Genomic DNA, 13,541 nt, shown 5'->3' on the forward strand with positions numbered 1-13,541 from the left:
ACTAAGGTTTATCGTTTTTTTGACGTTCCTCAAACCGTTTTCTATAGGTTTTCTTAAAAACGAACATCCCAATAGAAATAACTCCGAAGAACACAAACAAATAAGCGCGCTGCCTATCAATATTCCATTGTTCGTATACTTCAAAAATAGATACCACGGCCACGGCCAGGTAAAGGTATTCTGTATATCTTAAGATCTTAATCATTCTCTATCTTCTTTTCTTTTATACTCATATAGCCATAGGTCTTATTAGCGTTGAAAAAACTAAAATCCCTATTAAAATCCATTCCTTCCCCATCCATTATAGTCCCTTCCTCCGGATTGGTATACTTAAATTTTTGTTGGGTAAAAATCCACTCATTACTCCTATCCCAATACAGCTGTGGGGCCTCCAGTTTTTTTCCATCACTGGATTCTATAACCACATTGCCCTGCAAATCTACTAAATTAGTGCTGGAATATACAATCCCATAATCGGCTGTAATGGTACTCTTTTCACCCTTCTCATTAAAAAACTCGATAATGAGTCCGTTTGGAAAGGTACGGTGCGGAAATAGCAGATTGTCAAAATCATTGCTCAGCGGACTCTTCAATACAGCCACTACATGCGAGGAGACCACCCCTTCATTTTTGGGCAGTTCATCCGTTTCCGTATAGGTAAGCACAAAGTCTTCGGCCACCGCACTTGGGAACATTTTTTTTATGGCCTCGTCCCCTACTCTCTTGTAATTATCCTCACAAGAAAAAAAAAGCATTGCCATAGTAAAAACTATGGCAATGCTCCTAAAATTATTTATACCTTTTGTATTCATCTTATAGGTTGGGCACTTTTACGCTACCGCCCACCCAACAAGAAAAGCTTATTGTTTTACCGGCCATACCGGAATTAAAGATATCTGTCTTGGATGGTGCCTTGGCCCTATAACTGGCTGCAGCCTGATTGGCCCTACCTCTCAAGGAAGGATCTACCCGTCCTGCTTTGCTAGCCATATCCTCGGCCTTCCAATAAATAGCCCTTTTCTCAAATGGTGTACTACCACATTGGTTGGCACTACCGGCATAAAGACTGGCAATCAATAAATATGCCTTCCCATTGGATGGGTTTGCATTTATGGCCTTCTGGGCATAGTTCCTGGCCGTAGACTTACTAGACCTTCTATAGCTTGTCGCGATTTTATAAGCAATGTTGGATTTCTTTTTTGAATCGGTCTCCAACTCCAAGGCCTTGTTGAAATCTTCAATGGCCCCTGCCTTGTCCCCAGAATTGATCTTAAGAGTACCTCCATACATGTATGCACTGGCCGATGGTTCTAAGGCCAACTGAGCCTCAAATAATTTTTTAAACAAGGGATCTTCAGTACATTCCTTACTAAACATTCTTCCTACAGCCCTTTTAACCCAAGTAATATCGTTCTTTTTGGCCTCAAAATTCTTTTCGTACAATGGAATTAGGTTTTCACAATTGGCCAAAGCCCCTAGTTTACCATCAATACTTTCTGCAATTTTACCATATACCTCGGAATAGCTACTGTAAGACTTCAATTGTTTTTTCTCCTTAGAGGTCAAAGTCCCGGCGTCTTCTTTCGGCAAAAGCTTATTAATAACATCTGTAAGCTTTTCGTTCTCCTCTTCTATCTTTTCGGTAACATTATCATAGTTTAGAAAAACCTCCTCAAGTTCTTTTTTACCCTCGCTGTTAAGATCTACCAAGCTGGAGAAGTAAAGGTATAGTGCTTTAGGGTTTTTAAAGTTTTTCTTATCCTCGGTAAATGCCTTATCCAATTGACTGTATATTTCCTCATCGGAAATCATCTTCTCGTCATACTTAAGCAATACCTTGTCTATAATAGTCTCGGCAACATCGGTTTTTGCCGGAAAGTATTTTGCACGGTTATCGTACAATTCCAACAAAGCATTGATATTTGCCGTTCTATCAGCTCCTGTAGATTTTTTTAATTTATCTTTTAGTATACGTTCCCCGTACAATATATTGGCCCAGTTTAAGGTAGGACAATTATCGTATACCATTTTCCATGGGGTATAGGCGGCGTCATAATTCTTTACTTTAACGTGTTCCGTGTAAATGGAAAGATTGGTCATGCACTCCGGGTTCTGCGCTTGAGAATTCCCTAAAACTACAAATCCCATAACGGCAATCGCGGTGATGTAGAGTTTCTTTTTCATCTGTTTGTTTATTTTAAGGTGGTGAATGTAATAATTTTTACTTAATTAATTTTTCTTTTTGCAAACCATCTATCATTAAAAGACAGTCCCACATTGACTTTGAAATAACTTTCCTCTACCAAATCCCCATATTTTGTTCCTCTTTTACCAAGCTCAAAACCAAGGTTTATATTTGACAAAGTACGTCCTAACGGTAAACCCATTCCAAAAGTTATGCCAAAATCATTTATTTCCTTACCATCTACCACTATTCCCGAATTGGAAACCTTGGCACCGGCCCTGTACACCACCCTTTGCATATAACTAGTAAAAGATGCGTAATCAGGAATATAATATCCACCAAGTCTAAAGGTGGTGGCGTTTTCGTAAACCAAATTTTCGGCAGGACTAAGCTCATTTACAAAAGTACTGAGTTCCTGAAAACTATATTCGGCTCCAAGGAACCATTTTCTATCCTGTCCGTACCCCAATCCAAAAGTCGCCGTAGTAGGGATCTGCACTCCGGTCCTAGCCAAACCTTGGGCTTCCAAATCCACTTCTATAACCTCTACGTCCAAACCGTTTGAGGTAGAATACGACCCTATGGTTCTTTTGTTTTCCGAAACCAAGTTTGCTTGGGTATTGACCACTACACTGGTAAACAGTCTATGACTCCCATTAATAGCTGGCGAATAGCTAGCTCCAAAATTAAAATCGAAACCCCTGATCCTGGATTCGATCTTATTGAAAGATCCCAACTGAACATTTTCAATTGCCTGAAAGCTATTGGTGTTCTGATTTCCAAAATTGAAATTGGTAGTAACCCCTAAACTAAAATTCTTAAAAAGCTCGTAACCCATAGACACATAGGCCCGGTTTAACCCCCCTTCGCCTTCAAATGATTCTAAAACCACCCCTTGATCGGCGGTAGTTCGCTCCGATTGAAAATTGTACCCAACAGAAGAATATGGGGTTATTCCAAATCCCATTCCCCAGCCTTTGCCCAAATTAAATCCCAACGACAAATAGTCCAAATTTGAAATGGAACTGCTTTCCTTTGAAACATTGCTTTCAAACCTGTACTCTTTACGCGAAATCCCGGCCGTGTAGGTGGTATAGCCAAGCTTACTATAGGCCGCCGGGTTAACTAAGTTAACGTGAATACTATCTGCATACACACTTAACCCACCCATCATCTGATTCTCCACTGTACTGGTAGCCTGTACATCCCCAATACCAAAATAAGAATAAGGGGAAGCAGCACTATTCTGAGCATACACGCCTACCGAAGTTACGCATAATATTGCAATAATAAAATTTTTGATCATCTAGCGTTTGTTGTATTCTAACAAGTGATATAACCCCAATAGGAGAAATTTAGAATGCGCAAATATGGTATTTTTTAATCGTTTTGACAAAAATTGAGCATCACCACCTGTTAAAATAACTGTTAAATCGATGAATCTACTTTTATATTGTTCAATAATTCCGTCTATTTCGTTACACACCCCATTTACGACTCCGCTGTGCATACTGCTCTCTGTTGAATTCCCGATGAAGTCGATTATCGATTTTTTTTCCAGTAATGGCAAGCCAGCGGTATGTTCGTGCATTGCCCTATAGCGCATGGCAATTCCGGGTGATATGGCACCACCCAAATACTCCCCGTAATCGTTTATGGCATCATAGGTAATACAGGTACCGGCATCGATGACCAAGGTATTTCCCTTTGGATTATGATAAAATGCCGCGGTTGCCAGGGCTATACGGTCTACCCCAAGGGTATGGGGGGTAGCATAGGAATTTTTAAAAGGTGTCTTGGAGGCATGACTCAGCACATGGACCTTACAAAAGACAGACAACATGCATATTTCTTCCTGACTTATGGCTCCCACATTGGAAATAATGGCACATTTAACGGCTAAAAACTCTGAAAAAATTTCTTTTACGGTTTTTGTAAAATCGGCATTGGGAATTTTACGATAAAAAACTACGTTAGTATTATCGAAAACCGCCATTTTTATTAGGGTATTCCCCACATCGATGATTAGATTCATAGTACAAAGATCAAAAAATGTAAAAAACTGTGTCCTTTTTTTTACATTTTTGTTTGGATATCATAAAATTGAATTTATATTTGCACCCGCTTACAGCAATTGGTGCCTTAGCTCAGTTGGTAGAGCAATGGACTGAAAATCCATGTGTCCCTGGTTCGATTCCTGGAGGCACCACCTCTAAAGCCCTTGATCTTCAAGGGCTTTTTTATTTTATAGTATCTCTTACAAACCCAAAAGTTCTCCCAAGCTCACGGATTCCCAAATAATTCCTTGATAAGCACTTTGCGTTCCGCCCTCATATAAAACACCAATATTCTGTTTATCCACAAGAGTAAGGTCCGAATAAGCCGATGGACCGGAAAAAATTTGATTTTCAACCGACCAACTTTTGCCATCGTCCATACTTATCCTCAGGGTCATATTCCTTCTTTTTTGTGTATCGGCAGGATTTAAAAAGAAAATTGTCGGCTGCCCTTGATAATCTACCCGCAGGGTACTCGCTTGACAGATAGGCTCAATTAAGGTTTGGTGATGAAACATGTTTTCCCATGATTCTCCCCCATCATAGCTAAATGCCAATTGGCGACTTCTCTTGCTTCGGTCATAATTTCGCATGTTCAACATAAGGCTGTGATCCGAAAGCTCCACCACCTCACACTCATTAACTTGATCTTTTGGGGTACTACCGCCCAATCTCCAAGTTTCCCCATGATCATCAGAGTATATGATATGGGAGTAATACTTTTTGGTGACCTCTTCAATATGATCGCAAGCAATAACCAATCTGCCCTTATAGGGACCACCTAAAAGCTGAATTCCCGAACCTGGCCCCGTGGCATACCATGTCCAACTGGGCATTTTAACATCTGTTGTTATTTCTTTAGGCTCGCTCCAATTTAGGCCTTCATCGGTAGATTTCAATAAAAACACTCTTCGGGTATCTTTACTGGTCTGTGCAATTATTTCTGACTCATGGTCCTCTCCCAAATTCCAGGTAGACAGCAAAAAAATAGTTCCGGTTGTACGATCAATAACAGGTGCTGGATTCCCACAGGTATTTTCCCCGTCTTGCCAAACCACTTGTAACCCACTCCATGACTTGCCTCCATCCGTTGACCGTTTCATTACCAAGTCTATGCTGCCCGTATCACTACAACCATTCTTCCTACCTTCGGCGAAAGCCAACAAAGTACCCTCATTGGTGGTTACAATAGCTGGTATTCTAAAACAAGCATACTCCTCTGTGCCGGCCTCAAATAGGTAATTAAGCTCTAAGGCTCCCGGTTTATCCCCAGATACTTGGGAAACCAAAGGGAATGTCAACAAGACAAAGGCAATAAAAAGGAAAAATCTCCCTCTAAACAGTGGGGTGGAGTTCATCGTAAAAATCATTATAGTATTCATAGTTATTTTAGGCAATGCCCCCCCCCTTAACAACCAATATCTTTAAATTTAATAAATAGGGCCGGGGCTATTTGTTCTTTTTATTTCCAAATAGATTTAAGGTTACTTATAGAAAACTTGTTCAGTTCCAATTCCATATCACTGGAATTCGATACAGTCAAAGACTTATAATGCTCGTTGGGAAAGACTTGGGCGGTCATAACATACTGCCCTTCATTGATAAAGATCTCCACAGAAGACCAATCTATCAGAATTCGCACTTCATATTCTCCTTTTGGTAAATTGGTCGTAGGCATAGTCTGAACCTTTTCTGCAAAGTCCTTGTCAAAAGTGGTTTCCCCTGACCGGGACCTATCCAAAACAAATTCCTCCTCTTCCCCGTCCATGTTCAATAATAAGTTTTCCCCTAGACTGTTTTTAAATTCCATTTTAAAATTACGGGAACGGGTCCTGAATTTTATTTCGGACGCATTAAAATGATCAAAAGTCAACCCTTTATCCGATTTAGGCGCAATAGAAATGTTTTCTTGGGCACCTGAAATCCTGATTTTATCCAAACTCTCCAAAGGGTAATTAAACAGTTCTAAACTATCGTTCACCTGGCGTAAAGCAAATTTCCTGGGCAAGGTCATGGCACTTCGCCAATTTTTGGTGGGCGTTTCTTGGGCATAGGCCCAATTGCTCATCCATCCAATAAAAACTCGGTCTTCCAAGTTATTATACGTTACCCCTGCATAATTATCGGTTCCCCAATCTATCCATTTTGACTCACTTTGATCACTTGTAAAGGTAGTGCCATCAAAATCACCGATAAAATACTGAGTCCCGCTACCCCCATTTGGGGCCCCTGGATTAATACTGATCAATAACACCCATTTTTCAATATCCGTTCCTTCCAACTTTAAGGGAAACATATCCGGACACTCCCAAACACCTCCATGTGCCCCTTGATCTTTTCCAAACTCACTTACCTTTTTCCAATTTTTTAAATCTGGGGCCTGCCATATTTGAAGGTGATCACCGGCAACCAAAAGCATGGTCCAATTATTTTCTTTTGCATTCCAAAAAACCTTGGGATCCCTAAAATCCTTTATACCCTCATTTTTTATAACGGGGTTACCCTCATATTTCACCCAGTTATCCCCGTTGTCAAGACTATAGGCAATTCCCTGGGTTTGATAGTTGGTCTGTCCTGCCTTCTCGCCATCGGGGTCATGATAAGTAAAAATAGCAACCATTGCAGGGGTTTCCTCTGTACCAAAGCCAGAAGTATTTTCCGTATCCACAACAGCACTGCCCGAAAAAATATAGCCATGTTCATCAGGGAATAATGCAATGGGCTTATGTTCCCAATGCACCATATCCTTACTTACCGCATGCCCCCAATGCATAGGCCCCCAGACAATATCATCTGGGTAATATTGATAAAAAAGATGGTATACCCCTTGATTAAATACCAGACCATTAGGGTCGTTCATCCACTTTTCAGCAGGTGAAAAATGAAACTGTGGCCTAAACTTTTCCTTATAGGCAAGCGGCTTGGCCGTGCTGACTGGCATGGGCTTTACCTTTTCTTTACAGGACAAAAGCATTATCCCCCCTAAAAAAACGTACAATAAGATTTTACAGTATTTGCTCATAATGTTCAGTTTATATAAAAATAACCAAAAAAATGTGCTTGGTAAAACTTTAAATATGAGGTAAATACCTATCAAACACGCAAACCCAAGATATTACCTGAATAACCTTCTGACAAGGCCCCCATTTCATTAATGGAATATATGCTTGAAATTAAAATAAAAATCATACTCAAACTGATCTAAATCATATGAATTGCCCCATAAACAGCATACCTTAATGTATTAAAACAGGGTGTCATGAAACCGAAAAAGTATCCAAAAGCAGATTTAAACAGAAAGAGCGGACTTTTCTTTGTAATAGGTCTGGTCATAGTCCTGTTTTTTGTTTGGAGAGCCTTGGAACTAAAGACCTACCCAAAAGATAAAGTTGCCATTGAACAAATTTTGGTAAGTGATTACCTAGAAGAAAAAGTCCCTGTTACCGAAGCACTTAACCTACCCCCTCCACCTCCTCCACCAGCAGCACCTGAGGTCATAGAAATTGTGGAGGACGTTGCAGAAATTGAAGAAACCGTAATTCAAAGCACTGAGATTAATCAGGAAACAGTGGTGGAAGCCCCTCCTTTACAAGTAGAGGATATTGCGGTTGTGGAAGAAGAGGAAGAAGATGTTGAGGTACCTTTTGCCGTTATAGAAAATGTCCCTGTTTTCCCCGGCTGTACGGAGGCCAGTAACGAAGCCCGAAAAGCTTGTTTTCAAAAGAAAATACAGGAACATATCATGAAACAGTTTACCTATCCGGATGTGGCGGTAGAATTGGGCATAGAAGGTAAGGTATATGTGCAGTTCATTATAGACAAAACCGGTTTTATCACTAACATTAGGACTAGAGGTCCTGACAAATTATTGGAAAAGGAAGCCAATAGGATTATAGCGGCATTGCCACAAATGACCCCCGGAAAACAAAGAGGAAGACCGGTAAAGGTTCCCTACACCATTCCTATAACGTTTAGGCTGCAGTAAATAACATAATTAGCGTCCATTTTAGGAGGTAATAAGTCCTATATGCGCTTAAAAACCAAATCCGAACCCTACTTGTACCATATCCCCCTCCACCGAGTTAAAGTAACCTGCCTTAAAGGATAAGAAATTAAATCCACTAATCCATACCCCGCCCCCTTGTGAGGTATGCCATTTGTTACTTTCTGCCCCGTTCCAGACCCTCCCGTAGTCGAAGCCGCCATACACCCCAATTGTGATGGGTGCAATAGCCGTAGGATAGGTCTTTATCCTGAGCCTAAGGTCCGAGGTCTGATACAAATAAGAACTGCCCGTAAAGCGCTCGTCCCTAAACCCCCTTAATCCGTTATCACCTCCAATATTAGGGGCATGATAAAAGAAATACGTTCCATTGCCGATATTTGTCCTATACTCCGCCGTAGTACCCAAAACCAAATCTCCCGATGCTATTAATTTATGGCTTATTCCCGCCTTGAAGGCGAAATAGCCAAATTGGTTATCGGAATTACTTGTGTTGATCTTGTAACCCGTAGTCATACCCAAATACAAGGCCTTGGTGGGAAAATCATCGGCGTCATCATTTTTGTAATAGGCCGAAGCCTCTGCCCCTGCATAGTGCTGGGATTCAAAAATTTCTGGATCTAAATTGGAGGGAACAAAAAAACGATCTTGCTGTTCCTTTAATTGAAAGGATTCATAGAGCGCCTTAATATGTAAGGTATGGTATGTTATACCCGCATTTAGGCGAATTTTCTGCATCCTCGCCCGATAATAGTCCCTACCAAAGTCGTCCTCCCTATTAATGGTTTCATTTCCTGTCCCAAAATAGTTATTGGCAAACCTATCAGTAGTATAATACCCTTCCAATTTAAAGTTCCATTTTGGAATAATATTAGCAAACACTCCCTGATAGGAAAGTTCCAAAGCCTTAAAAAGAAAATAATAATTGGCGCCCACAGTATGCTTTTGCCGAAAATCCTCTCCGTTAAATCCTCTGTTGAAATAGGTGTTTTTGGCGCCAACGTAAAAACCATCATCAGTCCTATATCCCACTGCAGGGAGAAAAATATTACTATTTTCCTGCAAATAGCGCCAATGAAAAGTATTGGTAGTATATACATCGGTCAACTGATGCCGAGGCTCCTCTTCTATAAACTTTATCTCCTCGTGCTTCCAATCATATACTTTTAGTTTGGCAGTATTGGAAATGTTATACTCATCCTCTCCGTACCCACCTATCAATCTAATAAATATGTCATTATCATTTTCCCCAGACAGTGTAAACACATCATCATCACCCTGTCCATAAATCCATATCTCCCTGGTTTTATCGGCACTAAAGGTCCGTTCCAACATTTTTTCGTTCTTCCTATCGCTCAACAGTCTTCTCAACACTACCTTGGTCTTGCCTGCAGGAAGTCTGCTAATCTCTATCAGGTCATCTTTTTCCGTCCCGTGGAGTGTTACTACACGCTCCAAATAATCTGCATATTTCCTTGCATAGGCTGGTAGTTTGGTCAAACGTTGCTTTAGGTGGCTCTTAATACGTTGGGCGGTACTATCCCTCACCTCAAGGGGTAAATTTAAAAAAGCCTTGTCTATTTCCTTTTCCGTTAATTTTGATTGAATAAATAAAGCCTCTTTCTCCCATACCTCAGCATCATATTTTGTAAGCAAGGCACGATCCAATCGCCCTCCCCCCATATTAAGCCATTTAACATCTTCTATTTCTGGACTATAGGATTCCCAGCGTCTGGTGTCGGGTATAAAAAGTTTTATTGCCTTAAGAGCTACCCCATCAAACCTGGGAAATGCATTGTCCCGGTCTCTGGGAATGGGCAAAAATTCCTTATCTCCGTTCTTTTTTTCGTATTCTGCCCACCTCCATTGATCTTGGTGCCTATCCCAATCCCCAATGAGCATGTCAAAAATTCGCGCCCTAATAAAATCTCTCTGATCTATAGTATAGGATTCATCACTGCTTATTTTCTCCAGCATATCGGTGGTACTTTCCATCTCCTTCATTTTTCCCGACTCATCCACCGTTCTTCTATATCCTTTAAAATTGACTTGTTCATCCGATGGCCGCTCTTCTATAAAATAGAGCTCGTCCCCAAACTTTTCATTTAAGTCTCCCAACCGTTGTTGTTTGGGCACATAGTACAGGGAGGGACTGGAATGGTTTACATTTACTGCCTTGGCCAATGGATTAATAACCAACTGCATATAGGGGTGGGCCGTAGTAAAGAAGTCGGATATCACTTCCTCTGCCCAGGTATCCCTATACTTTTCTTCCTCGTAGGCGATTCCTTTAATTTTAAATTTTAAGAATTTAAGGGCATTTTTCCGTAGTGATCTCATGGCATACTCCTTGCCATTGCTGTCTTCTAGGCGAATGGAATAGGATTGATGTCCACCTCCCTCCTTGGTTACCTTTAGGCCTCCGTATAGCGTATCCAAATACGCAACCGGAGCGGTAACGGGGGTACCAAAGTACCCACGATACCGTTTTCCCCATAAATATTTATAGAAACCAGATTTATTCAATTTTTCAGGGTCGTCCAATACCGCCTTTTTCATGGTCTTATCCGTTACGGTATTAAAGCTTTTTGTCACGCTGTCCTTAAACAGTTTTGGAAGCACTTTCATACTGTTGATAGGGCTACTACCACTAACAAAGCTTACCTTAGAAGAACCATCCACAAAATACTCCAATTTTGCGAAGCCAATATCGCCATGGGTAAATTTCCCCTCATAACCCAACGATCCCCCGATAGTAGTAATGTTATCCGAACCAATTTTCGTAGGTGTTTTTTTGGTTAGCGACCCCCCTATTATTTGATGGATCCCTCCCCCTGTAAGGTATTGCAGGCTTTCTTCATGCCCTGATACAATGGTAATCCTATTAGACGCTTGGGCTAGGGCGCTGACTAATATCCGTAAATAATTATAACGCCTTGAATCCAATAGGTCTGGTGAAAATGCCCCTAATTTGGATATTCCGTTCATCATTGTCCCTAACACTGGTAAGGGTGTAATATGACTCTTTAAACTTTCCTTACCAGCATATTTCCCATTGCTAAAAATGGGGTGATGCATGGCAATTATTATATTTTTATCCTGTCCGTCATTAATGTACCCTTCCAATTCTTCCAAAAACCTACGTCTGGTTTTAATATCGGTACACTTCTTATTTATATCCTCTACCCTAGACCAATTGGTAATAAACCATTTGGAATCCAAAACAATAAGATCTAACTGATCATTGATAACTAAGTGTTCTATAGGGCAGGCATTTTCCGGAAAGAAGTTAATATTCTCCCTTTCAAGGTCTTTAACAACATCTTCAATTTTTTCAACATTACCAGATTTAAAACTCTTCCATTCATTGTTCCCCGGCAAAAAAATGGTATTTCCCTTAAAGTTTTTGGCCAAGTGAATTTGTTGCTCCAACAGTTGCTTATCCAAGTCCCAAGCCTCTTCTTGCGCTGAAATATTATCCCCAGTAAAAATAAGGGTACTTTCTTTGGGAGCCTTATTTAAGCTAGAATCCAGTAGTTTTATAGCCAACTCTGAACTTCGCCCACCTATATCGCCATAGCCGCCAGCTATATAAAATGTATGCAACAAACTGTCTTGTTGTTCCAGAGGAACCAAGGATGTACTCTTCTCAACATATTGGGGGGAATAGGTTGCACAGGCCTCTATTAGCAAAACAAGAAGCACTATTACAGCTGTTTTCAGAAATGGGTACATTTTCATTCACAATGATTTTTTACTAAATAGGTACATTTTCTTTTGATCCCCATTCCTTTCAAGGTTGGGAATCCCATAATAGTGAGGCAGCCCCCAACTTAAAAAATTGAATCAAGATTCCAGAAAAACTCCTGACAATACTATCCCCATGATAATTACCACCAACATAACCATTATGATAATGGCCCCTATTATCGTCTTTTTATTATCCTGAAAGATATAATTGCGACTTTTGTCCTCTTCTTTTTTAACAAATTTTGCGTCTTCTTCACCTTGTTTAATGGCCATATATTCTGTTCTTTTTTTTATTAGCCCAAAATACATCGGTCCAGCCGCATCACTTAATTCAATCAGTCAAAATATTGACTCTTTTATTTCAATGCGCCAATAGTAATGGTCTAGGAAGGTTGACTTAGGGGAATGTAGTTAAAGCTAATCTTTCCCAAATGCTCCTCATGTACAAATCCCTCTTCATAATGGCCCCAATCTATTTTAACATTTATTTCTGCCTGGCTATATTGCGAAAGCAAGTTCTCTGAAGCCAGAATATACTCTTCATCGGGAATCTTATTTTTTAGAAGTCTGTGGGCAGTAATAACGTCTTCACCTATAAGCTTTATTCTTTTACCTACCGGCACCAGTCCTACCTCTGTGCCATAGTGAAGGATGATTTTCAACCCCAATACTTCGGGTATTAATTCTGCCGCCGCCTCCCCGGCATATCTAGCTTTAAGCGCATGTAGTTGTTTATAAAACTCAGTGTGAAAAAATCGGCATTGATCCAAAACATCTACAAAGGAAGGTAATTCACCTGTTCTATAGAACAGAACGGCATCTCCTTCAATTTCAGAAATTTTAAGCCCTATTTCATTGCTGTAAACAATTTTATTCAAGAGGGAAGGAATAACTTTTGAGCTTAGCTCAAAGTCGGTTTTACTCATAAATTGGGTAAAACCACTTATATCCGGTATGCATAATAAAGTTGGCAAGGCTTTCATAATTTAAACGATTTGAAGTCTTATTAAATATTGATAACTTCCTTGGAATAGGGTGTTTTTTCGGAAACAATACTGCTCCAAGGCATGTATTAAGGTTTTATCCTTCCTTCACTATGGTGTATATTTATGAACTACACGGCCGGCAATCACAGGCTGCACCTCCTTACCTTTTTGGCCCTATTGTAGAGCTCAACACCATTTTTTATACTAAAAAACAAATTTTTTTTCTCCCAAATTAGGATCTGAAGCTTTAGGGGCAATCATTTATGCATTAGCATTAAACTTTAGGTGGTTGGGCATCCGGATCAGCCTCTTCCAACAACTATTTTACTCTCCAAACCCCTCTTTATAAAATTTTGGTTTGACCCTAAATAAATGAATAAGAAAAATAATTGTATGCCGTCCCAGCTCTCTTTACAGCTTTTATTCGTTGCCCAAAACCAAAGGCTCCCAATACGGAACCACAAAGTATAATAAAGCTCGTTGAGACGGAGGAGGAAGGTAAATGAAACAGGGAGGGAACAGAATTAATGGGTACCAAAAAGCACATTAATGTAGAGGTA

11 protein-coding genes and 1 tRNA gene are annotated in these 13,541 nt (G+C 40.2%); 2 read left to right on the forward strand and 10 right to left on the reverse strand.

All coding sequences use genetic code 11. From position 1 onward, the window contains the following. Position 1: 1 nt before the first annotated feature. Genes EHW67_RS04325 through EHW67_RS04345 form a run of 5 tightly spaced genes read right to left on the reverse strand, consistent with a single transcriptional unit; the run spans position 2 to position 4,220 of the window. Positions 2-205, reverse strand: coding sequence for a hypothetical protein (locus EHW67_RS04325; RefSeq protein ID WP_126161130.1), 204 nt, complete (start codon positions 203-205; stop codon positions 2-4). Beyond that, the gene (lptC, locus tag EHW67_RS04330; protein ID WP_126161131.1) at positions 198-812 is read right to left on the reverse strand and encodes an LPS export ABC transporter periplasmic protein LptC; all 615 of its coding nucleotides are present in this window, start codon (positions 810-812) and stop codon (positions 198-200) included. The genes EHW67_RS04325 and lptC overlap by 8 nt, the downstream gene beginning before the upstream one ends. Before the next feature lies 1 nt (position 813). Beyond that, on the reverse strand, positions 814-2,184 hold the full coding sequence (locus EHW67_RS04335; RefSeq protein WP_126161132.1) for a tetratricopeptide repeat protein: 1,371 nt from the start codon (positions 2,182-2,184) through the stop codon (positions 814-816). A 41-nt stretch (positions 2,185-2,225) separates the two neighbouring features. Next, the gene (locus tag EHW67_RS04340) at positions 2,226-3,491 is read right to left on the reverse strand and encodes a hypothetical protein (RefSeq protein ID WP_126161133.1); all 1,266 of its coding nucleotides are present in this window, start codon (positions 3,489-3,491) and stop codon (positions 2,226-2,228) included. Next, complete coding sequence (locus EHW67_RS04345; RefSeq protein WP_126161134.1) at positions 3,492-4,220, reverse strand: type III pantothenate kinase; 729 nt, start codon at positions 4,218-4,220, stop codon at positions 3,492-3,494. 101 nt (positions 4,221-4,321) lie between these two features. Here EHW67_RS04345 and EHW67_RS04350 point away from each other — a divergent pair. After that, positions 4,322-4,394 (forward strand) — tRNA-Phe (locus EHW67_RS04350). A 48-nt stretch (positions 4,395-4,442) separates the two neighbouring features. Here EHW67_RS04350 and EHW67_RS04355 read toward each other — a convergent pair. Together EHW67_RS04355 and EHW67_RS04360 are read right to left on the reverse strand one after the other, a co-directional pair. Further along, on the reverse strand, positions 4,443-5,624 hold the full coding sequence (locus EHW67_RS04355) for a sialidase family protein (RefSeq protein WP_126161135.1): 1,182 nt from the start codon (positions 5,622-5,624) through the stop codon (positions 4,443-4,445). 80 nt (positions 5,625-5,704) lie between these two features. Continuing rightward, the gene (locus tag EHW67_RS04360) at positions 5,705-7,264 is read right to left on the reverse strand and encodes a glycoside hydrolase family 32 protein (protein ID WP_126161136.1); all 1,560 of its coding nucleotides are present in this window, start codon (positions 7,262-7,264) and stop codon (positions 5,705-5,707) included. Between the two features lie 237 nt (positions 7,265-7,501). Between EHW67_RS04360 and EHW67_RS04365 the strand changes: the two genes are divergently transcribed. Continuing rightward, positions 7,502-8,227 (forward strand): energy transducer TonB, encoded by a 726-nt coding sequence (locus EHW67_RS04365; protein ID WP_126161137.1) that lies wholly within the window; start codon positions 7,502-7,504, stop codon positions 8,225-8,227. Positions 8,228-8,275: 48 nt separating this feature from the next. Here EHW67_RS04365 and EHW67_RS04370 read toward each other — a convergent pair whose 3' ends face one another. From EHW67_RS04370 to EHW67_RS04375, 3 genes are all read right to left on the reverse strand, one after another. Beyond that, positions 8,276-11,986, reverse strand: coding sequence for a metallophosphoesterase (locus EHW67_RS04370; protein ID WP_126161138.1), 3,711 nt, complete (start codon positions 11,984-11,986; stop codon positions 8,276-8,278). Positions 11,987-12,091: 105 nt separating this feature from the next. Continuing rightward, positions 12,092-12,268 (reverse strand): hypothetical protein, encoded by a 177-nt coding sequence (locus EHW67_RS20330; protein WP_158285076.1) that lies wholly within the window; start codon positions 12,266-12,268, stop codon positions 12,092-12,094. Between the two features lie 110 nt (positions 12,269-12,378). Further along, positions 12,379-12,978 carry a DUF2652 domain-containing protein gene (locus EHW67_RS04375; RefSeq protein WP_126161139.1) on the reverse strand — a complete coding sequence of 200 codons (600 nt, stop codon included), beginning with the start codon at positions 12,976-12,978 and terminating at the stop codon, positions 12,379-12,381. Between the last annotated feature and the right edge of the window lie 563 nt (positions 12,979-13,541).

This window comes from Arenibacter aquaticus, assembly GCF_003957295.1.
Classification (GTDB): Bacteria; Bacteroidota; Bacteroidia; order Flavobacteriales; family Flavobacteriaceae; genus Arenibacter; species Arenibacter aquaticus.